The following is a 26,559-nucleotide window of genomic DNA, read 5'->3' as shown; positions in this document are numbered from 1 at the left end:
AGTCATTGCGCGTTTTGCGGTGCGGTCGTCGCGGGTTCGGCAGCAGGAGCCGGCGTCGGTGCGGGTTCCTGAGCGGGAACCTGCGGCAGCGCTTCAGGCGCGGTATCCGGGGACGCCGCAGGAGTCGCCTCCTCGGTCGCCGAAGCCGGAACAGCCGGCGCATTCACCGGGGCCGGGCTGGAGCGGTAATCGGCGCGACGCTTGAGCTGGAACTCGCGCACTGCACTGTTGTGCGCATCAAGGTCATCAGAGAACACATGGCTACCATCGCCACGGGCGACGAAATACAGGCTGTTGCCTTCCACCGGATTGAGCGCGGCGTGAATCGCCTCGCGGCCGACCATGGCAATCGGCGTCGGCGGCAATCCGGGAATCACATAGGTGTTGTAGGGCGTCGGCTCCTTGAGATGAGCACGGGTCAACTTGCCGGTGTAGCGATCGCCCAGGCCGTAGATCACGGTCGGGTCGGTTTGCAACTGCATGCCCAGCGCCATGCGGCGCACGAACACGCCGGCAATCTGCCCACGCTCCTGCGGCACACCGGTTTCCTTCTCTACCAGCGAGGCCATGATCAGCGCCTGATATGGCTCGCTGTACGGCGCATCAGCGGAGCGGTTCTCCCACTCCTTGGCCAACACCTCGTCGAGGCGGTCGAAGGCTTTCTTCAGCAATTCGACGTCGGAAACACCGCGCACAAAGCGGTAGGTATCCGGGAAGAATCGCCCTTCCGGGAACAGCCCGCGATGGCCGATTTTCTCCATCACTTCGCTGTCGCTCAAGCCCTTGAGGGTCTGCTCGATCTTTTCGTCTTTTGCCAGCGCGGCACGGACCTGGTGGAAATTCCAGCCCTCGACCAGCGTCAGGCTGTACTGCACCACTTCGCCGCGCTTCCACAGGTCGATCAGACCGTTGACAGTCATGCCCGGCTGCATGCGGTATTCGCCAGTATGGATCGGTGTGCCGGCCAGATTGAAGCGCCAGTAGATGCGCAACCAGAAGGCGTCCTTGATGACCCCATCGGTTTCAAGTTCAAGAAAGGTACGGGTCGGCGTCGAGCCCTTCGGCACATCCAGCAGTTCTTCCTGCGTGATATTCAGGGGCTGTTCCAGCGCCGAATGAATTTTCCAGGCGCTGGCGCCCATCAGCAGCCCTGCCAGAACCAGTCCGGTTTCCAGCAGCAGCAAGAGTTTACGTCTCACGAATCAAGCATCCAGTAGCGCGCGGGCAATGGTTTGCAGTTTACGGGTGAGCGGGCCAACCGGCCAGCTCAGTGCAGCGTAGGCACGTACCGGCCAGACGCCATACACGCTGTTGCAAACAAAGACTTCATCAGCCCATTGCAGCTGTTCGAGGCTGATGTCGATGATTTGAGTGGGGATGGCCAATGACTCGGCCTGAAACAATATTTCAGCACGCATCACACCGGCCACGCCACAGCGCTTCAGATCCGGGGTGATCAGTACGCCGTCGCGCACCAGAAACAGGTTGCTGAACACGCCTTCGATGACCCGTCCGGCCTGATCGAGCATCAAACCTTCGGCGTGTTCGCTGTCGTGCCATTCGGCGCGGGCGAGCACTTGCTCCAGACGATTCAGATGCTTGAGACCGGCCAGCAACGGCTGGTTGGATAATCGCGTGACGCAGGGAAACAGGCGCACGCCCTGCTCGCCATGCACGGCAGGATAAGTCGCAGGCGGACTGCCTTGCAGAATGCGTCGACCCTGCGCCGCAGGATCGGGCGCGTAGCCGCGCAAGCCATCACCTCGGGTCAGAATGAGCTTGAGCACGCCCTCGCCCATTGCCGCGGCATAAGCCAGTAGCTCGCTGCGAACCCGCTCGATATCCGCGGCGATGGCCAGACGCGAGCAGCCCTCGGCCAAACGCGTCAGGTGACGATCCAGCAATACCGGCTGGCCGCCGTGCACGGCAATGGTCTCGAACAGCCCATCGCCATAAGCCAGGCCGCGATCTTTCAGCGACAGAGCGTCAGCCGGCTGACCGTCGACCCAGCTGTCCATCAACCGGCGAACCGGCGGAATGCCAACGTGCCGTTGGTGCCGCCAAACCCGAACGAGTTGGACAGTACGACGTCGATGTCCATGTTGCGCGCAGTGTGCGGCACGAAATCGAGATCGCAGCCTTCATCCGGCTCATCGAGGTTGATGGTCGGCGGTGCCACCTGACTGTTGATCGCCAGTACGCTGAAGATCGCCTCGACCGCGCCCGCCGCACCCAGCAGGTGACCGGTCATGGACTTGGTGGAGCTGACCGCCAGGTTGTAGGCGTGATCACCGAACACGGTCTTGATCGCGTTGGCTTCGGCAAGGTCGCCGGCCGGGGTCGAAGTACCGTGGGCGTTGATGTACTGCACCTGGTCGATGTTGATCTTCGCATCGCGCAGCGCATTGGTGATGCAGCGGGCTGCACCGGCGCCATCAGCGGGTGGCGACGTCATGTGGAACGCATCGCCACTGGTGCCGAAGCCGATCAGCTCGGCGTAGATCGTGGCGCCACGGGCCTTGGCGTGCTCGAGTTCTTCGAGTACCAGCGCACCGGCACCGTCAGACAGCACGAAGCCATCACGGCCCTTGTCCCATGGACGACTGGCGCGAGTCGGCTCGTCGTTGCGGGTCGACAGCGCACGGGACGCGCCGAAGCCGCCCATGCCCAGACCGCACGCGGCCATCTCGGCACCGCCGGCGATCATTACGTCGGCCTCGTCGTACATGATGTTGCGCGCCGCCATGCCAATGCAGTGCGTACCGGTGGTACAGGCAGTGGAAATGGCGTAGTTCGGCCCCTGTGCACCCAGGTGGATGGACAGAAAACCGGAAATCATATTGATGATCGAGCCTGGCACGAAGAATGGCGAAATTCGACGCGGGCCCGTCTCATGCAGGGTACGGCTGGTTTCTTCGATGTTGGTCAGACCGCCGATGCCCGAGCCCATGGCCACGCCAATGCGCTCACGGTTGGCGTCGGTGACTTCCAGACCGGCGTTGCGAACAGCCTGAAAACCCGCGGCCAGACCGTACTGAATGAACAGGTCGAGCTTGCGTGCTTCCTTGACCGACAGGTATTCCTCGACATTGAAGCCCTTTACCGAGCCGCCAAAACGGGTGGAATAGGCAGAAAGGTCGGTGTGTTCGATCAGACCAATGCCACTGCGGCCAGCCAGAATGCCCTGCCAACTGCTCGGCACATCCGTGCCCAGTGGCGACAACATACCCATACCGGTGACTACGACGCGTCTACGCGACACAGCACTCTCCTTTTTCAAATGACGACTTTGCATCAGGCCTAAAGAAAAAACCGCACGCCATGATGGCAGTGCGGTTTTTCCATGACAGCAGACAACGATTACAAACTATTACGCCTGGTGGCTAGTAACGTAGTCGATTGCAGCTTGTACAGTAGTGATCTTCTCAGCTTCTTCGTCAGGGATTTCGGTCTCGAATTCCTCTTCCAGAGCCATCACCAGCTCAACGGTGTCAAGGGAGTCGGCACCCAGGTCTTCAACGAAGGAAGCAGTGTTGACCACTTCTTCTTCTTTAACGCCCAGTTGCTCGGCAACGATTTTCTTGACGCGCTCTTCGATGGTGCTCATACCTTGTTTTCACTCCTAATGGACAAATTCAGGCAGCTGGCCAGTGGGTAAGTGTATAGAAAGGCTTTTCAGCTTTTCAACTGAAAGCTTCACTCCTCAAACCCTGCGGCCCTCTGCCTATAAATAGATTGCAGCTTTATAACGGATTTTAGACAGCTCGTATGACATTTTTTTGAAGCAATCCGTCACATTTTACTTACATGTACATCCCACCGTTCACCGGGATTGTAGCCCCAGTGACGTATGCCGCACCGTCGGATGCAAGAAAAGCGACCACCGAGGCGATCTCTTGAGCTTGTCCCAGACGGCCCAGCGGAATCTGCGTCTGCAAGGCTTCACGCTGTGCTTCCGGCAGTTCGCGGGTCATATCGGTGTCGATGAACCCAGGGGTTACCGAGTTGACCGTAATCGAACGCGAACCGACTTCACGCGCCATCGCACGGCTGAAACCTTCCAGACCGGCCTTGGCGGCTGCATAGTTTACTTGGCCTGCGTTGCCCATGGCACCCACCACCGAGCCAATACTGATAATTCGGCCCCAGCGCGCCTTGGTCATGCCACGCAAAACGCCCTTGGACAGGCGATACAGACTGTTCAGGTTGGTATCGATCACGTCGTACCATTCATCGTCTTTCATGCGCATCATCAGGTTATCGCGGGTGATGCCGGCATTATTGACCAGAATCGCCGGCGCGCCGAACTGCTCCTGAATGCTCGCGATCACGGCGGCAACGGATTCGTCGCTGGTGACGTTCAGCTCCAGGCCGGTACCTTGAATGCCGTGCTCCTTGAGCGTGGCAGCAATCGCCTCGGCACCCTTGGCGGAGGTCGCGGTGCCAACAACGATGGCGCCCTGACGACCCAGTTCCAGTGCGATAGCCTGGCCGATACCGCGGCTTGCACCGGTGACCAGTGCAACTTTACCTTGCAGACTCATGCAAGTTTCTCCTGATTCAGGCCAGCGCTGCACGGGCGGCAGCGAAAGCGTCTGGGGTATTGAGATTGGAAGTCGAAACGCCTTCGGCGCAACGTTTGTTCAGACCGGCCAGCACTTTGCCCGGGCCGCACTCGACCAGACTGGTAGCGCCTTTGGCAGCCAGCGTCTGAACCGATTCAACCCAGCGAACGGGCTTGTACAGTTGTTCGAGCAGATCACGCTTGAGGGTCTCCAGATCGGCCGGCACTTGCGCGCTGACGTTCTGTACGACCGGGATCTGCGGCGCCTGCCAGTTGATGGCGGCGATGGATTCGGCAAAGCGCTCGGCAGCCGGACGCATCAGTTCGCAGTGCGATGGCACGCTCACTGGCAACGGCATGGCACGCTTGGCGCCACGGGCCTTGCAGCCCTCGATGGCACGTTCAACCGCGCCCTTGGCGCCGGCAATCACTACCTGGCCAGGCGAGTTGAAGTTCACCGCGCTGACCACTTCGTCCTGCGCCGCTTCGGCACAGGCTGCCAGCACGTCGGCATCTTCCAGACCGAGGATGGCAGCCATGCCGCCCTGCCCGGCCGGAACGGCTTCCTGCATCAACTGGCCACGGCGCTCAACGAGCTTCACCGCGTCGGCCAGGCTCAGGCTGCCGGCAGCAACCAGCGCGCTGTATTCACCCAGGCTGTGACCGGCAACAAATGCCGGACGCGCGCCACCTTCAGCCAGCCACAGACGCCACAGGGCGATCGAAGCGGTCAGAATGGCCGGTTGGGTTTTGTCGGTTTGATTGAGCAGCTCTTCCGGGCCCTGCTGGGTCAGTGCCCACAGGTCATAGCCCAGAGCAGCGGAGGCTTCTTTGAAGGTTTCGAGGATCAACGGATATTCCGCGCCCAGCTCGGCCAGCATGCCGAGGGACTGCGAACCCTGTCCTGGAAAGACGAATGCGAGGGAAGCAGACATGTAACAAGCCCCTAATGATCTTGTCGTCGAAAATGACGCCCCACTGGGGGACGCAAGAAACTGACAGTTGGATGGCCCTTTGAACCGGGCGGTCACATTTAAGCATTGTCCGACGAAAACGCCTAAGACAACAAATCCTCCAGACGACCGTGGAGGCGCTCGGGCAGGTTCTCCTGAATCTCGATCAGCGCGCGCTGAATCGCACTCTGAAAGCCCTGAACCCCGGCCGAACCGTGACTTTTCACCACGATACCCTGCAAGCCGAGGAAGCTTGCGCCGTTATGTCGCGCCGGTGCGAGATCCGCCTGCAGGCGCTTCATCAATGGCAGGGCCAAAGCACCTACCACGCGGGAAGCAAAGTTTTTCCTGAACAAGGCCTCAATGCGCGCGGCGATCATCGTCGCCAGGCCTTCGCTGGACTTGAGCAGGATATTGCCGACAAAACCGTCACAGACCACCACATCCGCCTCGCCGCGATACAGGCCATCGCCCTCGACAAAACCGATATAGTTAATGCCGCGCGCCGCCTGCAACAAGGTCGCCGCCAGCTTGACCTGCTGATTGCCCTTGATGTCCTCGGTGCCGATATTCAGCAACGCGACACGCGGCCGGGCGATGCCCAGCGTCTGCGCCGCCACCGAGCCCATCACCGCGAACTGCAATAGATGCTCGGCGCTGCAATCGACGTTGGCGCCCAGGTCGAGCAACTGGCAATAACCCTTCTGCGTCGGAATCGCCGCCACCATCGCCGGCCGATCAATCCCCGGCAAGGTCTTGAGCACAAATCGCGACAGCGCCATCAACGCCCCGGTATTGCCGGCACTAACACAGGCCTGAGCCTTGCCGTCACGCACCAGTTCCAGGGCGACACGCATCGACGAGTCCGGCTTGCCACGCAAGGCCTGGGTCGGCTTTTCGTCCATGGTGATGACTTCAGACGCCGGGACAATTGTCAGGCGCGCGCGATCGGCAGCCGATTGGCCGTTGATCAGTTCTTCAAGTAGGGAGGGTTGACCGACGAGGGTCAGGTGCAGCGAGGGCGTAGCAGAAAGGCAAGCAAGGCTGGCCTGAACAATGCTGCGGGGACCGAAGTCCCCGCCCATTGCGTCAATCGCGATGACTTGAGCGGACAAGTGATTACTCGTCAGCGCCCTTGTCGATCACTTTACGGCCACGGTATACGCCTTCTGGCGATACGTGGTGACGCAGGTGAACTTCACCAGTTGTTTTTTCTACAGACAGGGTGCTAGCCTCGAGAGCGTCGTGCGAACGGCGCATGTCACGGGCAGAGCGGGATTTTTTGTTCTGCTGAACAGCCATAATTGATTAACTCCTAAACGTTTGGGTCACGCTTTAACTGCGCCAATACACTGAACGGGTTGGACCGCGTTACCTCGTCCTCGCTCGGTTCGGGTTCATCTGCTCCCGCCGGCTGCTGGCATTCTTCCGGATGATGAGCAGGCACAATGGGCAAGGCGAGCAGAAGCTCCTCCTCGATCAGTGACTGCAGATCCAATGGATCTTCGCCCAGTTCCAGCACGTCATAACCTTTCGGTAACGACTGGGTATTCGCACCCTCCTTCACTACAGCGTAACTGCATTCGCTGTGGATCGGCAGGGTGACCAGCTCAAGACAACGCTGGCAAACCATTTTGACTTCGGTGTCGATAAAGCTGTGGATCACCACAGATTTACGTTCATCTCGTTCAAAAACGAATTTGGCCTGCACCGTACCGACATCGTCGGAAAGCGGGTCGCAGAGTCTCTTCAAATCGGCCAGCAGCAGTTCACCTTGAAGGGTGGTGCCACGGTCAGCCAATTTGCGCGGGTCAACGTGAGGTGGAATCGGGTCATTCAACATAGGCGCAGCATTATAGGGATGCACCCACCCATGTCAAAGGAAATTGTGCCCTGTCCGTCACTTGCGTGCCTCCGCTAGAATTCGCGCCTGCCTCAGGAGACGCCAATGCTGCCTTTATTACTTGCTTCCAGCTCGACCTATCGCCGGGAATTGCTCGCCCGCCTGCACCTACCGTTCGTCTGCAGCTCGCCGGATATCGACGAAAGCCACCGACCGGGCGAATCCGCCATCGAACTGGTCAAGCGCCTCGCCGAACAGAAAGCCCGCGCAATCGCCGCGAGCCATCCCGCTCATCTGATTATTGGCTCGGATCAGGTCGCAGTGCTCGGCGATCAGATCATCGGCAAGCCACACACCTTCGACAAGGCTCGCGAGCAACTACTCGCCGCCAGCGGCGCCAGCGTGACCTTCCTCACCGGCCTGGCGCTGCTCAACAGCCAGACCGGCCACTGCCAGGTCGACTGCGTGCCGTTTACCGTGCACATGCGTCAGCTCGACGAGGCGCGAATTGAACGCTACCTGCGCCTGGAGCAGCCCTACGACTGCGCCGGAAGCTTCAAGGCTGAAGGGTTGGGCGTGAGTCTGTTCCAGTCCACCGAAGGGCCTGATGCAACCAGCCTGATCGGTCTGCCGCTGATTCGCCTGATCGACATGCTGCTGGTCGAGGGCGTGCAAATCCCTTAACGCACAAAAAACCGGCCATTGAGGCCGGTTTCTTTTCAACACTGCACCAGGCTTAACGCAACGAAGGCCCGTGGAAACCCATCCACATCGCCAACTGCTCAGCCACACTGGCGCCAAGTTTCTTCGAGAAGCGGTCGAACGGCGATTCCTGCACAGTGAAATCCACTAGCTCTTTCTCGCCAATTACGTCGCGCGCCACCGAACTGGCATTGCCCAGGCCATCGATCAAGCCCAACGGCAGCGCCTGCTCGCCGGACCAGACCAGCCCGGAGAACAACTCCGGATGCTCCTTGTCCTTCAGGCGATCGCCACGACCCTGTTTGACACTGTTGATGAACTGCTTGTGCGTTGTATCCAGTACGGTCTGCCAGAACGCAGTCTCGTCAGGCTTCTGTGGCTGGAACGGATCCAGAAACGATTTGTGCTCGCCCGAGGTATAAGTGCGACGCTCGACGCCGAGCTTGTCCATGGTGCCGACGAAACCGTAACCGGCGGCCGTTACACCGATGGAGCCGACCAGACTGGCCTTGTCGGCATAGATCTGATCCGCAGCACTGGCGATGTAATAGGCACCGGACGCACCGAGATCGGAAATCACCGCGTACACCTTGGTGTCCGGGTGCAGACCGCGCAGACGCTTGATCTCGTCATACACATAACCCGACTGCACCGGACTGCCGCCAGGACTGTTGATCCGCAGGATCACACCCTTGACCTTCTTGTCCTCGAAGGCTGCACGCAGGCTGCCGACGATGTTGTCAGCGCTCGCAGGCTCCTTGTCGGCAATCATGCCGGTGACGTCGATCAGCGCGGTGTAGTTCGGGCCACGGGTGGCGCTCTTTTCCATGTCCATCAGCGGCGTGAACAGGATCAGCGCGACAAACAGATAAACAAACGTCAGCAGCTTGAAGAAAATCCCCCAACGCCGTGAGCGACGCTGCTCCTGCACACTGGCCAGCAAAGTCTTTTCCAGTAGCTTCCAGCTTTTCTCGTCACCGTCGTCGGCACTTGCCTTGGCCGATGCTTTCCATTCGTCGGTCATGCGCTACCCCAGCAAAAACATATTAAGCCTGCTGCCTCAGCCAGGCGTGCAATTCACTAAAACGGTCGATCGACAGGCGCGGTTCGAACTGCTGCAGCGACTCGATCGACTGCGCGCCGTAGCTGACCGCCACCGACGCCATGCCCGCATTACGCGCCATCAGCAGATCGAAGGACGAATCCCCGACCATCAGCGCCTGCTCGGGCCGCACGCGACAATGCGCGAGAATCTGCTCAAGCATCAGCGGATGCGGCTTGCTCGCGGTCTCGTCGGCGGCACGGGTGATATCGAAATAATCTTCCCAGCCATTGGCCTTGAGCACCCGATCCAGTCCACGACGATTCTTGCCGGTCGCGACCGCCAGGTGGTAGCCCTGCTCGCGAAACGACGCCATCGACTCCACTACGCCTTCGAACAGCGGCGAAGGCACGGCTTCTGCCGCGATGTAGTGGTCGGCGTAATACTCGCGAAACAGGGTCATCTCGGCATCGCTGATGTCCGGGTACAAGGTGCGGATCGCCTCGGGCAAGCCCAGACCGATGATGCCCTTGACGGCAAAATCATCACGCAACTCGAAACCGGAACGCGCGGACGCAGAATGCATAGCTTCGACAATCCGACCAATGGAATCAGCGAGGGTGCCGTCCCAATCGAAAATCAGCAGTTTGTAATCAGATGGGCGCACTCAATCGCTCCACGGTCTTGGCCCACATTTCATCCACCGGCGCCTGCAACTTGAGCTCACCGCCATCGGGCAGCGGCACGGTCAGCATGTAGGCGTGCAGGAACAGACGCTTGCCGCCCAGATCACGGATTTCCTTGCTGAAACCGTCATCGCCGTACTTGGTGTCGCCAGCAATGCAGTGCCCGGCGTGCAAGGTGTGGACGCGGATCTGGTGGGTGCGCCCGGTAATCGGCTTGGCTTCGATCAGGGTGGCAAAGTCGCCGAAGCGCCGCAGGACCTTGAACACGGTCACCGACTCCTTGCCCTCCTCCTCGTCGACCTCGACCATGCGCTCGCCGGAGCGCAGGTTGCTCTTGCCCAGCGCCGCACGGACTTGCTTGATCGAGGTCGCCCAGTTGCCGCGCACCAGCGCCATGTAGCGCTTGTCGACACCGTCACCGCGCAGGGCGGCATGCAAGTGCCGCAGCATGCTGCGCTTCTTGGCGATCATCAGCAGGCCGGAGGTGTCACGGTCGAGACGGTGAACCAGCTCCAGCTCTTTGGCATCGGGGCGCAACTGACGAAAGGCTTCGATCACCCCGTAATTCAAGCCACTGCCGCCGTGAACCGCAATGCCGGCGGGCTTGTTGATCACGATCAGGGCTTTGTCTTCGTAGATAATCGAGGCTTCCAGCCGCTGCAACAGGCCTTGAGCCAATGGCACCGGTTCGTCGCGCTCAGGCACACGAACCGGCGGCACGCGCACGATATCGCCGGCCTGCAGCTTGTATTCGGGCTTGATCCGCCCCTTGTTCACGCGCACTTCGCCTTTACGCAAAATGCGGTAAATCAGGGTCTTGGGCACGCCTTTGAGCCGGGCAAGGAGGAAATTGTCGATTCGTTGGCCGGCATACTCCGGCGAGACTTCAAGCAGTTGAACGCCTGGAGTCGAAGGGGCAGTAGTTGTCATGCCGCGGATGATAACAATTTTTATGGAATTGAAGCACTTAATCATTGCTGCTATAGTCGCGAACGCCGCCAAAAGCGGCCTGGACAGCGGAACCACGGTCAAAAACCGGCCCTGACCAACGCAATTCACCAGGACGCGAGGCCGTCCTACGGGGCTTTCGCTACGTAACGGTGGAGTTTGCAGTTGTAACAAGCGCAGGTGACATGAGGCCTGAATTACACCGTCGAGCAGAGTTTTCACTCGCCTGACAGGCAAATATTCGAGGCCAGTTCACAAAGTGCAGTCAGCTGCAGATGACCCCGAGCGAAGGCTTCGGAAACATCGCCTGAATTAGCCATGATGCGTGACCTCCCCTTTCGGAGCTCACGGTAAATGCCAACCCGCTGCGGATTCTGCGCGCGGCAGCACCCGAATTATCAGGGATACGTGTAGGGTGGAGATGCACAACCGCCGGACTGTGTAGCAATAGGCTTTATCAAGACGCTTCATCTCGTCCACAGCCGCTGGTTGATTCCTCCTCCTGACTGAGTGCTTAAGTAGCCACAGCAAGCAGGACGCGTACGTCGCGATATCGGCCCAATTGGCCTGACATCGCTGGACACGGGAATGGCCAACCACTCCCGACGCACCTGACACCGACCGTGAGAAGTCGTGTGTGCCGAACGCCGTTTCCGGCAGCCCGGAAACCGACGGTACTACATGAAAAGAATGCTGATTAACGCAACTCAACCCGAAGAGTTGCGTGTTGCACTGGTAGATGGCCAACGCCTCTACGACCTGGACATCGAATCCGGTGCACGCGAGCAGAAGAAGGCCAACATCTACAAAGGCCGTATCACTCGCATCGAACCAAGCCTTGAGGCTGCCTTTGTCGATTTCGGCTCCGAGCGCCACGGCTTCCTGCCCCTCAAAGAAATCTCCCGCGAATACTTCAAGAAAGCCCCTGAAGGCCGCGTCAACATCAAGGACGTCCTGAGCGAAGGCCAGGAAGTCATCGTTCAGGTCGAAAAAGAAGAACGTGGCAACAAGGGCGCCGCCCTGACCACCTTCATCAGCCTGGCCGGTCGTTACCTTGTACTGATGCCGAACAACCCGCGTGCCGGCGGTATCTCCCGTCGCATCGAAGGCGAAGAGCGCAACGAACTGCGTGAAGCACTGAACGGTCTGGTTGCTCCAGCCGACATGGGTCTGATCGTGCGCACTGCCGGCCTGGGCCGCAGCAGCGAAGAAATGCAGTGGGACCTCGACTACCTGCTGCAACTGTGGACCGCCATCAAAGAAGCCTCGCTGGATCGCTCCGCGCCATTCCTGATCTACCAGGAAAGCAACGTGATCATCCGCGCCATCCGCGATTACCTGCGCCAGGACATCGGCGAAGTGCTGATCGACAGCGTTGAAGCCCAGGACGAAGCCCTGACCTTCATCCGCCAGGTGATGCCGCAGTACGCCAGCAAGATCAAGCTGTACGAAGACAGCGTTCCGCTGTTCAATCGTTTCCAGATCGAAAGCCAGATCGAGACCGCTTTCCAGCGCGTCGTCGAACTGCCTTCCGGCGGCTCCATCGTCATCGATCCGACCGAAGCCCTGGTGTCCATCGACATCAACTCGGCGCGCGCCACCAAAGGCAGCGACATCGAAGAAACCGCGCTGCAGACCAACCTTGAAGCCGCCGAAGAAATCGCCCGTCAGTTGCGCCTGCGCGACATCGGCGGCCTGATCGTCATCGACTTCATCGACATGACCCCTGCCAAGAACCAGCGCGCCGTGGAAGAGAAAGTCCGCGAATGCCTGGAAGCCGACCGCGCTCGAGTGCAGATCGGCCGCATCTCGCGCTTCGGCCTGCTGGAAATGTCCCGTCAGCGCCTGCGTCCATCGCTGGGCGAAAGCAGCGGCATCGTCTGCCCGCGCTGCAACGGCACCGGCATCATCCGTGACGTCGAATCGCTGTCGCTGGCGATCCTGCGCCTGATCGAAGAAGAAGCCCTGAAAGACCGCACTGCCGAAGTGCGCGCCCAGGTGCCGATCCCGGTCGCCGCGTTCCTGCTCAACGAAAAACGCAACTCGATCACCAAGATCGAACTGCGCACCCGTGCCCGTATCGTCATTCTGCCGAACGATCACCTGGAAACCCCGCACTTCGAAGTTCAGCGTCTGCGTGACGACAGCCCGGAAGCTGCGACCAACCAGTCCAGCTACGAAATCGCTGCTGCCGCTGCCGAAGTCGAAGAAGTCCAGCCAGCCGCTGCGACCCGCACCCTGGTTCGCCAGGAAGCCGCGGTCAAGACTGCGCCGGCCCGTGCCAATGCGCCGGTGCCGACCGAAGTCGCCGCGCCTGCCGCTGCTGCACCGGCTCCAGTTGCCGCGCCAGAGCCAAGCCTGTTCAAAGGCCTGGTGAAATCGCTGGTCAGCCTGTTCGCGACCAAAGAAGAGCCAGCCGCTCCGGTCGTCGTTGAAAAACCGGCCACCGAGCGTCCAGCGCGCAACGAAGAGCGTCGCAACGGTCGTCAGCAGAGCCGCAACCGTAACGGTCGCCGCGATGAAGAGCGCAAGCCGCGCGAAGAACGTGCTCCGCGTGAAGAGCGCGCCCCACGCGAGCCGCGTGAAGAGCGTCAGCCACGTGAAGCCCGTGAAGTCCGCGAGCCGCGTGAAGCCCGCAGCGAAGCACCGGCCGCTCGCGAAGAACGCGCACCCCGCGCTCCGCGTGAAGAACGTGCACCACGTGCGCCGCGCGAAGACCGCAAGCCACGTGGCGAGCGTGAAGAGCGTGTGCGTGAACTGCGCGAGCCACTGGACGCCGCTCCGGCTGCACCCGTAGCGGCTGCCGCTGCCGCTGTGGTCGCAGAAGAGCGTCCGGCCCGTCAGCCTCGCGAAGAGCGCGCACCGCGCCCACCGCGTGAAGAGCGTCAACCGCGTGCCGAGCAGGCTGCTGCTGCCGTTGCTGAAGAAGAAGTGAACAGCAACGAAGAGCAACTGCCGGAAGACGGTCAGGACAACGCCGAAGGCGATCGCCCACGTCGTCGCTCCCGTGGTCAGCGTCGTCGCAGCAACCGTCGCGAGCGTCAGCGTGATGCCAACGGCAACGTGATCGAAGGTTCGGAAGAGTCCGAGTCCGGCGAAAACGCTGAAACAGCACCAAGCGCTGCCGATCTGGCTGCCGGCCTGGCCGTCACTGCCGCTGTTGCCAGCAGCGTGATCAGCGCTCCGGCCGAAGCACAGGCTCACGAGCAAGCCGAACGCGCCACCGCCGCTGTTCAGGCAACCGCTCCAGTGGAAGCGCCGGTTGTTGAGGCCACTACCCCAGTGGAAGTGGTTGCTGCTCCGGAAGTCGAAGTGGCACCGGTTCAAGAAACACTGCCTCAGGTTGAATCCGTTGCACAACCTGCCGTTGAGGCGCCAGTCGTGGCCGCAGAGCCGGTTGCTGAAACCGTCACTGAAACCGTGACCGAAACCGTGCGTGAAGTACGCGAAGAACAGACCGCGTTCAACTGGGTTGCCGAGCCTGCCGTCGCTGAAACTTCAGCGCCAGTCGTTGAAGCCCCAGTGGTTGAAGAAGCCAAGGCTGCCGCGCCAGTGGTCGAAGCCGCCGAACCTGCTCCAGCGCCAGTGGTTGAAACACCGGTGGTCGAAGCGCCAGTGGTTGCCGAAGCCCCTGCTCCAGTGGTTGAAGCCGCTCCGGTCAGCGCCCTGACGCCAAACGGCCGTGCGCCAAACGACCCACGTGAAGTGCGTCGCCGCAAGCGTGAAGCCGAGCGTCTGCAGAAGGAAGCCGAACTGGCTGCCGCTGCTGCTCCGGCTGCTGAAGTGGTCGAGGTTGCTGCCGTGACTGAAGAAGCGGTGGTTGAATCGGTGATCGCCGAAGCACCACGCTCCGTTCAGGACGCGGTCGAGCATCACCAGGCGACCGAGGAAAAACAGCACGAGCCTAAACCGCTCGTCTGATTCCGCAAGCCAATAAAAAGCCCCGCCTGAGCAATCAGGCGGGGCTTTTTTATCTCATCCAATTCAAGCATCACCCCGATCCCTTGTAGGAGTGAGCCTGCTCGCGATAGCGGTGTATCAGCCACCACAAATGACACTGACCCAACGCTATCGCGAGCAGGCTCACTCCTACAGAGGATTTATGCAGGGCTCAGGATTGAGGAAATACCAGAGAATCGGGCACATCGATATCCCACAACACCCCGGGATCATCCACCGCTACCTCAATCACCCTGCCCTGCTTGAACAAAGGCCTGGCGCCGCGATCACCACTCAATGCCTGCAAGCCCGGCCCGAACGAACGCCCGAACCCCACCGGATGCCCAAATTCGCCCTCCTGCACCGGCACACTAACCGCGTCATCGGTCATTGCCGCCACCACCCGCTCAATACTCGACGGCAGGATAAACGGCATATCCCCCAACACGATCAGCCAGCCATCTGCATCCGGACAAACCGCAACGCCAGCCGCAATACTGTCACCCATCCCGGTCGATTCAATCGAGACCACGTCACAGCCATAAGCCTGAGCCATGCGCATCGCCTGCGGCCGCGCTTCAGTGGTCACCAGCACCCGCTTGTCGAGGTTGGCCGGCAGATTCAGCAACACTTGCTCGATCACCGAGCGCACCGCGCCATCACGCCCGGTGCAATCGGCCAGCAACTTGTCCTTGTCGGCACCGGCAACCTGGCGAAAGCGACTGCCCTCGCCCGCCGCCAGCACAATCACTGCGATAGATCGACTCATGTGCCCTCCACGACTTTCTTCTGTTTCAACTCGACGCCGTTCTTGATCGCGACGATCTCCGCCAACAACGACAGAGCAATCTCCGCTGGCGAATGACTGCCGATGTGCAGACCGATCGGCCCGTGCAATCGCGCAATGGCAGCTTCTGACAAGCCCAGCTGAGCCAGATTGTCCCGGCGCTTCTGGCTGTTGACCCGCGAACCGAGTGCACCGACATAGAAGGCCGGCGAATCGAGCGCGGTGAGCAACGCCATATCATCCAGACGGGGATCGTGAGTCAGCGCGACGATGGCTGTGCGTTCGTCCGTCTGAATGCTCAACACCGCGTCATCCGGCATACCCGGGACGAACCGTCCGTGGTGCTCTTCCCAGCCATAAACGAACTCGGTACGCGGATCGCAGATCAGCACTTCGAAATCCAGCAGCCGCGCCATGTCCGCCACGTAACGCGACAGCTGCCCGGCGCCGATCAACAACAGACGCCAGCGCGGACCATAAATGGCGCGCAGGGTCTTGCCATCGAATTCGAGCACATCGGATTTGCTCGCCGCCGACAGCACAACCTCACCGGTTTCTATGTTCAGCTCACGGGCGACAATCTCATGGTTTTCACAACGGGCGAGCAACTCGGCGACCCACGCCGGATCAGCGACCCGCTCCTCGGTCAGGCGCAGCGTGCCGCCACAGGGCAAGCCGAAACGCGCCGCCTCCTCGCGGGTGACGCCATAGGTAATCAGTTGCACTGGCGGGCCGTCGCTGGCGATGCGCCCGTCGTGCAGACGGGCGATCAAGTCATCCTCGACACAACCGCCGGACACCGAGCCGATCACCACGCCGTCCTCACGTAACGCGAGCATCGCGCCGGGTGCCCGGGGCGCAGTGCCCCAGGTCTGCACCACGCTGAACAGCACCACCCGCTGCCCGGCGCGGCGCCATTCGAGCACGCTGCGCAGGACGTTGAGATCGGCGCTGTCCATTACGCCTGCGCCTTCTGCCAGCCCTGCAACTGATAACGCACCGGCAAGTTACGGATGCGCTGGCCGGTGGCGGCGAAGATCGCATTGCACAGCGCCGGCGCAATCGGCGGCACGCCCGGCTCACCGACTCCGCCCAACGGCACGTCACCCGGCGGCGTCACCAGATGCACCGCAACTTCCTTCGGCGCCAGCGACATGCGCGCCACTTCGTACATATGGAAGTTGTCCTGCTGGACCTTGCCGTCCTTGAAGCTGATTTCACCCAGCACCGCGTTGCCCAGGCCCATGACACAGGCGCCTTCGAACTGCGAGCGGATGCGCTCAGGGTTGATCTGCGGCCCGCAATCGACGGCGATGTCAGACTTGTGCACGATCAGCGTACCGTCGTCCTTGACCTCGACTTCGATCACCGCCGCCACATAGGTGACGAAGCTGTAATGCACCGCCAGACCGAGGCCTCGGCCCTTGGGCAACTGACGCCCCCAGCCGGCAGCCTTGGCCGCGGTTTCCAGTACCGTGCGCATGCGTCCGGTGTCGATCGGGTAACGCTCGGGGGATTCGCCGTAGTTCCACTCCTCACTCAGGGTACGCGGGTCGATCTGCCGATCCGGGCCGAGCAACTTGATCTGGTACTTGAGCGGATCGACGCCAGCCTTGTGCGCCAGTTCGTCGACGAAACTCTGAATCGCAAAACCGTGAGGAATGTTCGACACCGAGCGATACCAGCCGACGCGGGTATGCACCGTGGCTTCGGGGTTTTCCAGGCGCACGCTGGGAATCGCGTAAGCCATATTGGTGAAACCCATGCCCAGTTCGAACGCCGCTTCATGGTTCATGCCCGGGGCGAACAGCGCAGTGATGCTCGGCGCCACTGTGCGATGCAGCCAGCCGGACGGCATGCCGTCCTTGCCGACAGCGGCCTTCAGGTACTCGGCGGACACTGTGTGGAAATACGAGTTGTGGATGTCATCCTCGCGGGTCCATTGCACCCGCACGGCTTTACCGGGGAACTCCTTGGCAAGGATCGCCGCTTCGACGACGAAATCCGGCTTCGATTTACGGCCGAAACCGCCGCCCAGCAGCGTGACGTTGAAGGTGACATTGTCGAACGGCAGCCCCAGGCGCTCGGCGATACGTTCGCGAGTCACCTGCGGCGCCTGACTCGGCGCCCACGCTTCACACACACCTTTGTCGTAGCGCGCGATGGCGACCATCGGCTCCATCGGTGCCTGGGCCAGATGCGGCAGATAATAGGACGCTTCGAGGCTGCTGGCGGCGCCGCTCAAGGCTTTGTCGATATCGCCAGTGTTGCGCACCACTTTGCCGGGTTTGCGCGACGCCGCTTCCAGTTCCTTGCGATAAGCGATCGAGTCATAACTGGCATTGGGGCCGTCGTCCCATTCGATCTTCAGCGCCTCGCGGCCCTTGATCGCCGCCCAGGTATTGCTGGCAATCACCGCTACGCCGCCCAGCGGCTGGAATTCCGAAGGCAGCGGACGGCTCTCGATCTGCATGACCTTCAGCACACCCGGAACCTTCAGCGCAGCGCTGTCATCCAGCGACTTGACCTTGCCGCCGTACACCGCCGGACGGGCGATGGTCGCGTAGAGCATGCCGTCGAAATGCACGTCCGCGCCGTACACCGCACGCCCGTTGACGATGTCGGCGCCGTCGATGGCTTTGGTGCCTTCCTTGCCGATGTAGCGGAACTCCGACGCCTGCTTGAGGCGCAGGCTGTCACGGGCCGGCACCGCCAGTGCACTGGCTGCAGCGGCAAGTTCGCCGTAACCCAGCTCGCGACCGGACGGTTTATGCAGGACTTTGTGCAGCTGCGCCTGGCACTCGCCCACCGGCACCTGCCATTGCGCGGCGGCGGCTTGTTCCAGCATGGTCCGGGCCGCCGCGCCGCAACGACGCATCGGCTCATACCAGTGACGCATGCTGCGTGAACCGTCAGTGTCCTGGTTGCCGAAACGTACTTCGTCACCCGGCGCTTGCCGGACTTTGACCTTGGCCCAATCGGCGTCCAGTTCGTCGGCAACTACCATGGTCAGGCTGGTGCGCACACCCTGGCCCATTTCCGAGCGGTTGCAGACCACGGTGACCGTGCCATCCGCGGCGATGCTGACGTAGACCTTGGGATCGTCGATCCAGCCATTGGGCATGCCGTCGGCACCGAACTTCTTCGGTTTGTCTTCAGCCAACGCATCCTGCCAGCCCCAGCTCGCGGCCAGCACCAATGCGCCCGTGGCGCCGACGCCCTTGAGAAAGCCACGGCGGCTGAGATTGCTCAGGGCGAAATCATTCGGCAAGCGGCTCATGCCTTGGCCTCCTTCAAGTGAGTCGAGGCCTGGCGGATCGCAGTCTTGATCCGGTTGTAGGTGCCGCACCGGCAAATGTTGCCGACCATGGCCTCTTCGATCTGCTCGTCGCTCGGATCGGGGTTGGTCTTGAGCAACGCGGTGGCGGACATGATCTGCCCGCCCTGACAAAAACCACACTGCGCCACGGCGCTATCGAGCCAGGCTTGCTGCACCACCTGCCCGACCGGATCGGCGTGCAGATTGTCGATGGTGGTGACGTTTTGCCCGACCACCGAGCCGATCGGCGTGATGCAACTGCGCGCCGGCAAGCCGTCGATATGAATGGTGCAGGCACCGCACAGGCCCATGCCGCAGCCGAATTTGGTGCCGTTGTATCCGGCGACATCACGGATTGCCCACAGCAGCGGCATGTCTTCGGTGACGTCCAGTGGGTGATCCTGGCCATTGAGTTTCAGGGTAATCATGGGCACGCCCGCATATTCTTGGTGGTTATGGGGTCGAGCAGAACTGGCGGTGGTTCACGCAGATCGACTCAGGCTAATGGGCCAATACACATCAGTGAAGCCGAACACTGAGCCTGTGGCGAGGGTGCTTGCTCCCGCTGGACTGCGGAGCAGGCCCTTCTTGAAAGCGGGGCCGCTACGCGCCCCAGCGGGAGCAAGCTCCCTCGCCACAGGGTCATCGCTGACTGATATGTGGTTGGCACAGGCTCTCTTGTGCCGACGCGAACGTCTGCACCGGGCCTTTGGTGGAGCAAATGACGGTTATCGTTAGCTGGCTAAGTTAACCCACCGTTAACAAAAAAGCCCTGCACTTTTTGTTCAGTGCAGGGCTTTGGATACCGACCTGAAGCGTAGCCTCAATAGCGGTTCGGCTCCATTTCCAGTTCAACATTGAAACGTTCGGCAATATCTTTCTGGATGCGTTGCGCCAGCTCCAGCAATTGCAGGCCGGTGGCGGTGCCGTAGTTGACCAGCACCAGCGCCTGCAATTTATGCACGCCAGCATCGGCCTCGCGGAAACCTTTCCAGCCAGCGCGCTCGATCAACCAGCCGGCGGCCAGTTTCATCTGCCCGTCCGCTTGCGCATAGGCCACCAGATCCGGGTGCTGCGCCTTGATCTGCTCGACCAGCGCGGCCGACACCAGCGGATTCTTGAAGAAACTGCCGGCATTGCCGAGCACCGCCGGATCCGGCAGTTTTTCGCTGCGGATACTGCAGATCGCGCGGCTGACGTCGCTGGGTGTCGGTTGCTCGATGCCTTGCTCGGTCAGGCGCTGACGCACCGGGCCGTATTCCAGATGCAGATGCGCAATACGATCGAGCTTGAAGCGCACCCGCAGGATCAGCCAACGCCCCGGCTGCTGCTTGAACAGGCTGTCGCGGTAGGCGAAGTTGCATTCTTCCAGGCTGAAGTCGCGCAGCTCGCCGGTCTGGCGATCCAGCGCGGTCAGCCCGGCGAACACATCCTTGATCTCGACGCCGTAGGCGCCGATGTTCTGCATCGGTGCCGCGCCCACGGTGCCGGGGATCAGGCTGAGGTTTTCCAGACCGGAAAAACCCAGCGCCAAGGTGTGTTGCACGAACGGATGCCACGGTTCGCCGGCTTCAGCCTCGAGCACCACGCGGCTGCCGTCATCGCTGATCAGCCGAATGCCACGGCTGGCCATGCGCAGCACCAGTGCAGGGATGTCCGCGGTCAGCAGCAGGTTGCTGCCGCCGCCGATCACCAGCAATGGCAGGTCATGGGCAGTTGAATAGGCCAGCGCTTCGCGCACGTCGGCATCGCTGTGGGCCTCGGCGAACAACTGCGCGCGAACGTCGACGCCGAAACTGTTGAACGGTTTCAGCGAAACCTGTGATTGAAGCTGCAAACTCATAACCGGCCCTTCACTTCGATCAACACTTGGTCACAGGCTGCCTCGATCAGATCCAGTACCTGCTCGAAGCCCTGATCGCCGTCGTAGTACGGATCCGGCACTTCATCGACCACACCGGCATAACGCCGCAGGAACAGGTCCAGCTCGGCCTTGCCGGTGGACGGCTGCAGCGCCTTGAGGTTGCGCAGGTTGCTGTTGTCCATGGCCAGAATCAGGTCGTAACTGGCGAAATCGGCGCGGCTGACCTGCTGCGCGCGTTGCGCCGACAGGTCATAACCACGCACTTTGGCTGCAGCCTGGCTGCGCTTGTCCGGCGGATTACCGACGTGCCAGTCACCGGTGCCGGCGGACGCCACTTCGACCTGATCCGCCAGCCCCGCTTCGCGCAATTTGTGGCGTAGCACGCCTTCAGCAGTGGGCGAACGGCAGATGTTGCCCAGGCACACGAACAGAACGCGCATCAGGCCTCCAGCAGGCGACGAACGCGCTCGAGGTCTTCAACGGTGTCGACGCCGGTTGGCGGCGCGATCAACGCGTCGGCGACATGAATCCGCACGCCATGCCACAAGGCACGCAGTTGTTCGAGGGATTCAGTGTTTTCCAGCCAGCACGGGCCCCAGCTCACGAAGTCCTGAAGGAACCCGGCGCGGTAGGCATAAATGCCGATGTGGCGACGGTACGGCACGCCTTCCGGCAACTGCTCGCGGCTCTTGGCGAAGGCATCGCGGGCCCACGGCAAGGTGGCGCGGCTGAAGGTCAGCGCCAGACCATTGAGGTCGCTGACGACCTTGACCACGTTCGGGTTGAACAGGGTTTCGACGTCTTCGATCGGCTCGGCCAGGGTGGCCATGCGCGCTTCGGTGTGGGCCGCGAGATTGGCCGCGACCTGATCGATCACGCTCGGCGGGATCAGCGGCTCATCACCCTGCACGTTGACCACGATCGCGTCCGGTGCAAGACCCAGCTTCGCCGCGACTTCCGCCAGGCGGTCAGTCCCGGAATTGTGATCTTCACGGGTCAGCACTACTTCCGCGCCGAACACTTTGCAGGCCTCGACGATGCGCGCATCGTCGGTCGCGACCACCACACGGCTGGCGCTGCTTTTGCTCGCCTGCTCCCAGACATGCTGGATCATCGGCTTGCCGGCGATATCCAGCAGCGGTTTGCCTGGCAGGCGGGTCGAGGCGTAACGCGACGGGATGACAACGGTGAAAGCAGTGGTCATTTATCCAGACGCTCGTCAGTGGTCAGGGTGCGCGCTTCGCTTTCGAGCATCACCGGGATGCCGTCGCGGATCGGATAGGCCAGACCGGCGCCCTTGCTGATCAGTTCGGTCTTGTCGGCGCTGAGCTTGAGCGGGCCTTTGCAGATCGGGCACGCGAGGATGTCGAGCAATTTGGTGTCCATGAACATTCCCTGGATAAAGAGTTAAGGCAAAAGACGATCGGGCAGCAGGCGCATCAGCTGGGTGTCGAACCAGGCCACGAAGGCTGGTGACGGCACGGCATCGACCGCCAGATACCACCAGTCGTCTGCTGCGAAGGCACGGCACTTCACCGCGTCCTTTTCGGTCATCACCAACGGCAATGACGGTGTGAAATTCAAGGCCTGCACGCTGTATTCGGCGTGGTCGGCAAACGCATGGGGGACTGCTCGCCAGTCTAGCGCTTCGAGGGTATTGAAGAAACGTTGCGGATTGCCGATCCCGGCCACCGCGTGCACCGATTGACCGGGCGAAAAATGATCGAGCGGCTTGCGCTCGCCACTGCGCAGATTGACCAGCGCCGTCGGTTGCAGGCGAAACGCGAAGCCATCTTCGCGATCCGCAGTGGCACCGTTGAACAGCACGCCATCGACGCTTTGCAGGCGTTCGATCGGCTCGCGCAACGGACCGGCCGGCAGGCAGCGCTGGTTGCCCAAACCACGGGCGGCGTCGATCAGCACCAGCTCCAGATCCCGCGCCATACGGTAATGCTGCATGCCGTCGTCAGACAGGATCAGGTCCAGCGGTTCACTGGCGAGCAAGGCTTTGACCGCCGCGCTGCGATCAGGGTCGATCATCAGCGGTATGCCGGTGCGCTGCACGATCAACAGCGGCTCGTCGCCCGCGATCTCGGCGCTCTGCTCGGCGGTGACCCGCCACGGCAGTTGCGGTGGTTTGGCGCCATAACCTCGGCTGACCACACCAACCCGCAGACCGGCGCGTCTGCAATGCTCGATCAGCCACAGAATCATCGGTGTCTTGCCGGTGCCGCCGACGGTGATGTTGCCGACCACGATCAACGGCACCGGTGGCTGATAGATCTGGCCTTCACCGTCAAGAAAACGCTGACGCTTGTTGACCACTACGCGGCGGTAGAGCATTTCCAGCGGCCGCAGCAGTGTCAGGGCCGGATGCCCCTGATACCACGCGGCGAGCAAACGATCGGACAGGCTCATCAGGATTTGGGCGCCGCCTCGACCGTGGTCATGCGCAAATGGCTGAAACCGAGCTTGCCGGCCGCGTCCATGGCGGTGATCACCGATTGGTGTTGGGTCTTGCCGTCGGCACTGATCGACAACGGCATGCTGGTGTCACCGTTGGCTTCTTTCTGCATGGCTTCCATCAGCGTCGCCAGGTCATTCTTCGGCAGAATCTTGTTGTTCACCGAGAACACGCCTTCGGCGCTGATCGCGACATCCAGTTGCTTGAGCTGCTGATCTTCGGCGGGCGAACCGCTGACCGATTCCGGCAGATCGACGCGCAACTGTGTCTCGCGGGTGAAGGTGGTGGTCACGACGAAAAACAGCAACAGGATGAACACCACGTCGATCAGCGACGCGAGGTTGATATCGATCGTTTCCCGGGGTTTGCGACGGAATTTCACGCTTTGTCCCCGGCCAGATCGACGTCACGGTCGCCCTGCACCACTTCGACCAGTTTGATCGCTTCCTGCTCCATGCCCACCACCAGCTCATCGATGCGGCGTTGCAGGAAACGGTGGAAGAACACCGACGGAATACCGACCATCAGGCCCGCCGCAGTGGTGATCAGTGCCTTGGAAATACCGCCGGCCAAGACCGAGGCGTTGGTGGTCATGCCGGAACCGGTGAAGGCGCTGAAAATGTCGATCATGCCCAATACCGTGCCCAACAGGCCCAGCAACGGCGACATGGCGGCAATCGTGCCCAGCGCGTTGACGTAGCGTTCGAGCTCGTGAATCACCCGCGCCGCGGCTTCTTCGATGCATTCCTTCATGATCTCGCGACCATGCTTGGAATTGGCCAAGCCCGCGGCGAGGATTTCACCCAGCGGCGAATTGGCGCGCAATTCCTTGAGCTTTTCTTTATTGAGCTGCTTGTCCTTGATCCAGACCCAGACCTGACCCAGCAGATGCTCGGGGGTGACGCGGCTGGCGCGCAGGGTCCACAGGCGCTCGGCGACAATCGCCATGGCCGCGATGGAACTCAGAATGATCGGCAACATCATCCAGCCGCCGGATTTGACCAATTCCCACACAGTGACAGTCCCCTCGAAAAAGTGCGCCACTTTACCATACCGGTTCGCGATTAAGACCCGCTGCCCCGACGACCTGATGCCACATTCGGCGATCCCGCGATCAATGGTGTTTCAGCGCCAGAAACGCCGTTGTTGACGCATCAGCCACGGCGCCTGAAAGCCGCCCAGGCGCAGTTGAATGGCGCCGTGCTGCGCGCTGTCGTAGATGCGCAGCCCTTGCTGGCGATAACGCGCGAGCACCAGCGGGTGCGGATGACCGAACGAATTGCCCTGCCCCCGGGAGATCAGCACCGAATGCGGACGTAATGCCCGCAGCAAAGCCATCGAAGAGGAACTGCGGCTGCCATGGTGCGGCTCTTGCAGCCAGTGCGTCGGCAGCGCCAACGGACTTTCCAGCAAAACCCGTTCGGCAGCCGTGTCGATATCGCCGGTCAGCAGCAGCCGCTCGCCATTGGCCTCGATCTGCAACACACAGGAGCGCTGATTGCTGTCATGGGCCGCCGACCATTGCCACAGCTGAAACCGGACCCCGTCCCACTGCCATTGACGTCCACTTTCACAGGACTCGGCCTGCAGGATGGCGGGCAGCCCCGGCGGATCGCCGCTGATCACCCGCGTCACTTTCAAGCCCCGCGATACTGCCAACGCACCACCGGCATGGTCGGCGTCGGCATGACTGAGCAGCATCAAATCAATGCGCTCGACCCCCAGTTTGTGCAGCGCCGGCAGCACCACCCGCTCCCCCAGATCGAAATCGCCGAAGCGTGGACCGGCGTCGTAGAGCAACGCGTGATGACGCGTGCGGATCAGGATCGCCAGGCCCTGACCGACATCGAGCTGCCAGACATCGGCCTGGCCCTCGGCTACTCGCTCGCGCGGCGGCGCCAGCAGAATCAACAGCAACGGCCAGCCCAACGGTCGCAACGGCACCCCACGCGGCAACAGCAACAGCAAGGCGCCGAGACTGCCGAGCAGCAAAACCCACCACGGCAGCGACGGCGAGATCCACGCCGGCCAGGCCCCGGCGATCAGCGACAAGCCACGAAACAGCCAGTCGATCAAACCACCGGCCAGCCACAACAAGCCTGCACCGACGTAAGGCACCGGCAACAACAGCGTGCCGAGCAGCGCCGGTGGCAGCACCAGCAGACTGACCCACGGCACCGCGAGCAGATTTGCCAATGGCCCGCTGAGGCTGATCGGCAGGTTCAGCGCCAGCAACACCGGGCACAGACCCAGCGCAATCAGCCATTGCGCGCGGGTCCAGGTCTGCCACCATTTCCACGCACCGAGTCGCCCGCCGAAGGTGAAAATCAAAATCCCCACCGCGGCGAACGACAGCCACAAACCCGGACGCAAACTGGCTAACGGGTCGAGCAACAGCAATGCATCGAATGCCAGCAACAGCGGCCACCACGCGCCGAGATGGCGAAAGCGCAAACGCCACAACAACACCAGCCCGACCATCACGCAGGCCCGTTGCACCGGTACATCAAACCCGGCGAGCAAGCCGTAGCCGAGCGCCGCGGCAAACGCCAGCCCGCAGGCCCATGGCAGCCATGGCCAGCGGAGCGGCCACCAGCCGTAGCGCGCCAGCCCGGCGACCAACAGATAGATGACCGCCGCCAACATCCCGATGTGTTGACCGGAAATCACCAGCAGATGCACGGTGCCGGTGTCCTGCAGGATCTGCCAATCCTCGCGACTGAGCCCGGAGCCGTCGCCGAGCACTAGCGCCGCCAATGCACCGCCCCGGCCTTGGGCATCGACTGCCATCAAGCGCTGACGAATGCTGTCGCGCCATGCCCAGTTTGCCTCGGCCAGGCGCTGACCATCCTTGATCGTGCCGGTCGCGCCGATGCGTTGCGCCAACAGCCAGGCTTCGTAATCGAAGGCGTCGGGATTGAGCAAACCACCGGGGCGCCTGAGCTTCACCGCCAGGCGCCAGCGCTCACCGCTGTTGAGCGGCGGCCCGGCGTACCACGCCAGACGCATCAACGACGGCAATTTTTCGTGTCGCGAGCGGGCATCGGCCAACTCGAACCGCACCACGCCCTCGCTGGTTTGCGGCAAACCGACCACCCGCCCTTCGACCCAACGGGTTTCGCCGTCAAGCGCTTCCGGCAGGCGATCATTCAACGCCCATTGCGCACTGACGCACGCCCAGGTGAAACCGAATAGCAGAAACGCCAGGGGATAGCTGCGAAACGGCAGCAACATCAGTCCCACCAACGGCAACAACATCATCAACCCGACCGGCGGTAAAACCGGCAAAAAAACCGGAACCAGCAGACCGACTGCCAGCGCCATCATCCCTGTGCGCATAAGCCCGTCCTTGAGAGTTCCTGCATTAGGCGTAGCTGGTATGAGGGCGGGTCGTCGTCAACAATTGTCACAAAGTCTGAATGGGCGCTTCGTAGAATCCAGACATACT

At 61.5% G+C, this 26,559-nt stretch carries 26 protein-coding genes; 2 read left to right on the top strand and 24 right to left on the bottom strand.

Annotated features, from left to right (window positions below):
• Positions 1–2: 2 nt before the first annotated feature.
• From mltG to ACM6I7_RS24775, 9 genes are all read right to left on the bottom strand, one after another.
• Entirely contained in the window at positions 3–1,199 is a 1,197-nt protein-coding gene (gene mltG / locus ACM6I7_RS24815; protein WP_096794882.1) for an endolytic transglycosylase MltG, read from the bottom strand.
• 3 nt (positions 1,200–1,202) lie between these two features.
• Positions 1,203–2,018, bottom strand: a complete 816-nt coding sequence (gene pabC, locus ACM6I7_RS24810; RefSeq protein ID WP_414889450.1) for an aminodeoxychorismate lyase — start codon at positions 2,016–2,018, stop codon at positions 1,203–1,205.
• The gene (fabF, locus tag ACM6I7_RS24805; protein WP_003227039.1) at positions 2,018–3,262 is read right to left on the bottom strand and encodes a beta-ketoacyl-ACP synthase II; all 1,245 of its coding nucleotides are present in this window, start codon (positions 3,260–3,262) and stop codon (positions 2,018–2,020) included. Before fabF ends, pabC begins: the two co-directional genes overlap by 1 nt.
• A gap of 108 nt (positions 3,263–3,370) precedes the next feature.
• The gene (gene acpP / locus ACM6I7_RS24800) at positions 3,371–3,607 is read right to left on the bottom strand and encodes an acyl carrier protein (protein ID WP_003175607.1); all 237 of its coding nucleotides are present in this window, start codon (positions 3,605–3,607) and stop codon (positions 3,371–3,373) included.
• A gap of 196 nt (positions 3,608–3,803) precedes the next feature.
• Complete coding sequence (gene fabG, locus ACM6I7_RS24795; RefSeq protein ID WP_027612356.1) at positions 3,804–4,544, bottom strand: 3-oxoacyl-ACP reductase FabG; 741 nt, start codon at positions 4,542–4,544, stop codon at positions 3,804–3,806.
• A 16-nt stretch (positions 4,545–4,560) separates the two neighbouring features.
• The gene (fabD, locus tag ACM6I7_RS24790; protein ID WP_414889449.1) at positions 4,561–5,499 is read right to left on the bottom strand and encodes an ACP S-malonyltransferase; all 939 of its coding nucleotides are present in this window, start codon (positions 5,497–5,499) and stop codon (positions 4,561–4,563) included.
• Between the two features lie 122 nt (positions 5,500–5,621).
• Positions 5,622–6,632, bottom strand: coding sequence for a phosphate acyltransferase PlsX (gene plsX / locus ACM6I7_RS24785; RefSeq protein WP_080963300.1), 1,011 nt, complete (start codon positions 6,630–6,632; stop codon positions 5,622–5,624).
• A gap of 4 nt (positions 6,633–6,636) precedes the next feature.
• The gene (gene rpmF, locus ACM6I7_RS24780; RefSeq protein ID WP_003179396.1) at positions 6,637–6,819 is read right to left on the bottom strand and encodes a 50S ribosomal protein L32; all 183 of its coding nucleotides are present in this window, start codon (positions 6,817–6,819) and stop codon (positions 6,637–6,639) included.
• A 13-nt stretch (positions 6,820–6,832) separates the two neighbouring features.
• A complete protein-coding gene (locus tag ACM6I7_RS24775; protein ID WP_003204262.1) occupies positions 6,833–7,360 on the bottom strand; it encodes a YceD family protein in 528 nt (175 codons plus the stop codon).
• A 105-nt stretch (positions 7,361–7,465) separates the two neighbouring features.
• On the opposite strand from ACM6I7_RS24775, the gene ACM6I7_RS24770 reads away from it, so the two are divergent.
• Entirely contained in the window at positions 7,466–8,044 is a 579-nt protein-coding gene (locus ACM6I7_RS24770) for a Maf family protein (RefSeq protein ID WP_414889448.1), read from the top strand.
• 52 nt (positions 8,045–8,096) lie between these two features.
• On the opposite strand, the gene sppA is transcribed toward ACM6I7_RS24770, so the two are convergent.
• Genes sppA through rluC form a run of 3 tightly spaced genes read right to left on the bottom strand, consistent with a single transcriptional unit; the run spans position 8,097 to position 10,720 of the window.
• Positions 8,097–9,086: a signal peptide peptidase SppA gene (gene sppA / locus ACM6I7_RS24765; protein WP_103369222.1), complete on the bottom strand. Its 990-nt coding sequence runs from the start codon at positions 9,084–9,086 to the stop codon at positions 8,097–8,099.
• Positions 9,087–9,108: 22 nt separating this feature from the next.
• A complete protein-coding gene (locus ACM6I7_RS24760) occupies positions 9,109–9,771 on the bottom strand; it encodes an HAD-IA family hydrolase (RefSeq protein ID WP_414889447.1) in 663 nt (220 codons plus the stop codon).
• A complete protein-coding gene (gene rluC, locus ACM6I7_RS24755; RefSeq protein ID WP_027612350.1) occupies positions 9,758–10,720 on the bottom strand; it encodes a 23S rRNA pseudouridine(955/2504/2580) synthase RluC in 963 nt (320 codons plus the stop codon). The genes ACM6I7_RS24760 and rluC overlap by 14 nt, the downstream gene beginning before the upstream one ends.
• 699 nt (positions 10,721–11,419) lie before the next feature.
• On the opposite strand from rluC, the gene rne reads away from it, so the two are divergent.
• Positions 11,420–14,659 carry a ribonuclease E gene (gene rne, locus ACM6I7_RS24750; RefSeq protein ID WP_414889446.1) on the top strand — a complete coding sequence of 1,080 codons (3,240 nt, stop codon included), beginning with the start codon at positions 11,420–11,422 and terminating at the stop codon, positions 14,657–14,659.
• Between the two features lie 190 nt (positions 14,660–14,849).
• Here the strand turns inward: rne and ACM6I7_RS24745 are convergent, their stop codons facing one another.
• The 12 genes from ACM6I7_RS24745 to ACM6I7_RS24690 all read right to left on the bottom strand — a co-directional run bounded on the left by ACM6I7_RS24745 (position 14,850) and on the right by ACM6I7_RS24690 (position 26,450).
• Positions 14,850–15,446, bottom strand: coding sequence for a nucleotidyltransferase family protein (locus ACM6I7_RS24745; protein ID WP_336839152.1), 597 nt, complete (start codon positions 15,444–15,446; stop codon positions 14,850–14,852).
• A complete protein-coding gene (locus ACM6I7_RS24740) occupies positions 15,443–16,423 on the bottom strand; it encodes an XdhC family protein (protein ID WP_210558169.1) in 981 nt (326 codons plus the stop codon). Before ACM6I7_RS24740 ends, ACM6I7_RS24745 begins: the two co-directional genes overlap by 4 nt.
• Positions 16,423–18,744 (bottom strand): molybdopterin cofactor-binding domain-containing protein, encoded by a 2,322-nt coding sequence (locus ACM6I7_RS24735; protein WP_414889445.1) that lies wholly within the window; start codon positions 18,742–18,744, stop codon positions 16,423–16,425. The genes ACM6I7_RS24740 and ACM6I7_RS24735 overlap by 1 nt, the downstream gene beginning before the upstream one ends.
• Positions 18,741–19,211: a (2Fe-2S)-binding protein gene (locus ACM6I7_RS24730; protein WP_027612345.1), complete on the bottom strand. Its 471-nt coding sequence runs from the start codon at positions 19,209–19,211 to the stop codon at positions 18,741–18,743. The genes ACM6I7_RS24735 and ACM6I7_RS24730 overlap by 4 nt, the downstream gene beginning before the upstream one ends.
• Positions 19,212–19,606: 395 nt before the next feature.
• Positions 19,607–20,626: a UDP-N-acetylmuramate dehydrogenase gene (murB, locus tag ACM6I7_RS24725; protein ID WP_414889444.1), complete on the bottom strand. Its 1,020-nt coding sequence runs from the start codon at positions 20,624–20,626 to the stop codon at positions 19,607–19,609.
• Entirely contained in the window at positions 20,623–21,087 is a 465-nt protein-coding gene (locus tag ACM6I7_RS24720) for a low molecular weight protein-tyrosine-phosphatase (RefSeq protein WP_097088465.1), read from the bottom strand. The genes murB and ACM6I7_RS24720 overlap by 4 nt, the downstream gene beginning before the upstream one ends.
• Complete coding sequence (gene kdsB, locus ACM6I7_RS24715) at positions 21,087–21,851, bottom strand: 3-deoxy-manno-octulosonate cytidylyltransferase (RefSeq protein WP_097088468.1); 765 nt, start codon at positions 21,849–21,851, stop codon at positions 21,087–21,089. Before kdsB ends, ACM6I7_RS24720 begins: the two co-directional genes overlap by 1 nt.
• Positions 21,848–22,033 carry a Trm112 family protein gene (locus ACM6I7_RS24710; protein ID WP_003174668.1) on the bottom strand — a complete coding sequence of 62 codons (186 nt, stop codon included), beginning with the start codon at positions 22,031–22,033 and terminating at the stop codon, positions 21,848–21,850. The genes kdsB and ACM6I7_RS24710 overlap by 4 nt, the downstream gene beginning before the upstream one ends.
• 21 nt (positions 22,034–22,054) lie before the next feature.
• A complete protein-coding gene (gene lpxK / locus ACM6I7_RS24705; protein WP_097088470.1) occupies positions 22,055–23,065 on the bottom strand; it encodes a tetraacyldisaccharide 4'-kinase in 1,011 nt (336 codons plus the stop codon).
• Entirely contained in the window at positions 23,065–23,493 is a 429-nt protein-coding gene (locus ACM6I7_RS24700) for an ExbD/TolR family protein (protein ID WP_097088472.1), read from the bottom strand. The genes lpxK and ACM6I7_RS24700 overlap by 1 nt, the downstream gene beginning before the upstream one ends.
• The gene (locus tag ACM6I7_RS24695; protein WP_003227083.1) at positions 23,490–24,125 is read right to left on the bottom strand and encodes a MotA/TolQ/ExbB proton channel family protein; all 636 of its coding nucleotides are present in this window, start codon (positions 24,123–24,125) and stop codon (positions 23,490–23,492) included. The genes ACM6I7_RS24700 and ACM6I7_RS24695 overlap by 4 nt, the downstream gene beginning before the upstream one ends.
• Positions 24,126–24,236: 111 nt before the next feature.
• Positions 24,237–26,450, bottom strand: a complete 2,214-nt coding sequence (locus ACM6I7_RS24690; protein ID WP_414889443.1) for a DNA internalization-related competence protein ComEC/Rec2 — start codon at positions 26,448–26,450, stop codon at positions 24,237–24,239.
• Positions 26,451–26,559: the final 109 nt, after the last annotated feature.

It is taken from the genome of Pseudomonas sp. IT-93MI4 (assembly GCF_949767635.1).
Classification (GTDB): Bacteria; Pseudomonadota; Gammaproteobacteria; order Pseudomonadales; family Pseudomonadaceae; genus Aquipseudomonas; species Aquipseudomonas putida_A.
Note: the sequence above shows the minus strand (reverse complement) of the source record. Positions and strands in the feature narration are given on the sequence as shown.

Coding starts and splice junctions, on each gene's coding strand:
- ACM6I7_RS24770 (WP_414889448.1), top strand. CDS start 7,466: ATGCTGCCTTTATTACTTGCTTCCAGCTCGACCTATCGCCGGGAATTG.
- sppA (WP_103369222.1), bottom strand. CDS start 9,086: ATGACCGACGAATGGAAAGCATCGGCCAAGGCAAGTGCCGACGACGGT.
- ACM6I7_RS24745 (WP_336839152.1), bottom strand. CDS start 15,446: ATGAGTCGATCTATCGCAGTGATTGTGCTGGCGGCGGGCGAGGGCAGT.
- ACM6I7_RS24730 (WP_027612345.1), bottom strand. CDS start 19,211: ATGATTACCCTGAAACTCAATGGCCAGGATCACCCACTGGACGTCACC.
- pabC (WP_414889450.1), bottom strand. CDS start 2,018: ATGGACAGCTGGGTCGACGGTCAGCCGGCTGACGCTCTGTCGCTGAAA.
- ACM6I7_RS24740 (WP_210558169.1), bottom strand. CDS start 16,423: ATGGACAGCGCCGATCTCAACGTCCTGCGCAGCGTGCTCGAATGGCGC.
- fabG (WP_027612356.1), bottom strand. CDS start 4,544: ATGAGTCTGCAAGGTAAAGTTGCACTGGTCACCGGTGCAAGCCGCGGT.
- rluC (WP_027612350.1), bottom strand. CDS start 10,720: ATGACAACTACTGCCCCTTCGACTCCAGGCGTTCAACTGCTTGAAGTC.
- fabD (WP_414889449.1), bottom strand. CDS start 5,499: ATGTCTGCTTCCCTCGCATTCGTCTTTCCAGGACAGGGTTCGCAGTCC.
- ACM6I7_RS24775 (WP_003204262.1), bottom strand. CDS start 7,360: ATGTTGAATGACCCGATTCCACCTCACGTTGACCCGCGCAAATTGGCT.
- ACM6I7_RS24710 (WP_003174668.1), bottom strand. CDS start 22,033: ATGGACACCAAATTGCTCGACATCCTCGCGTGCCCGATCTGCAAAGGC.
- lpxK (WP_097088470.1), bottom strand. CDS start 23,065: ATGAGCCTGTCCGATCGTTTGCTCGCCGCGTGGTATCAGGGGCATCCG.
- acpP (WP_003175607.1), bottom strand. CDS start 3,607: ATGAGCACCATCGAAGAGCGCGTCAAGAAAATCGTTGCCGAGCAACTG.
- ACM6I7_RS24735 (WP_414889445.1), bottom strand. CDS start 18,744: ATGAGCCGCTTGCCGAATGATTTCGCCCTGAGCAATCTCAGCCGCCGT.
- ACM6I7_RS24690 (WP_414889443.1), bottom strand. CDS start 26,450: ATGCGCACAGGGATGATGGCGCTGGCAGTCGGTCTGCTGGTTCCGGTT.
- murB (WP_414889444.1), bottom strand. CDS start 20,626: ATGAGTTTGCAGCTTCAATCACAGGTTTCGCTGAAACCGTTCAACAGT.
- rne (WP_414889446.1), top strand. CDS start 11,420: ATGAAAAGAATGCTGATTAACGCAACTCAACCCGAAGAGTTGCGTGTT.
- rpmF (WP_003179396.1), bottom strand. CDS start 6,819: ATGGCTGTTCAGCAGAACAAAAAATCCCGCTCTGCCCGTGACATGCGC.
- ACM6I7_RS24720 (WP_097088465.1), bottom strand. CDS start 21,087: ATGCGCGTTCTGTTCGTGTGCCTGGGCAACATCTGCCGTTCGCCCACT.
- kdsB (WP_097088468.1), bottom strand. CDS start 21,851: ATGACCACTGCTTTCACCGTTGTCATCCCGTCGCGTTACGCCTCGACC.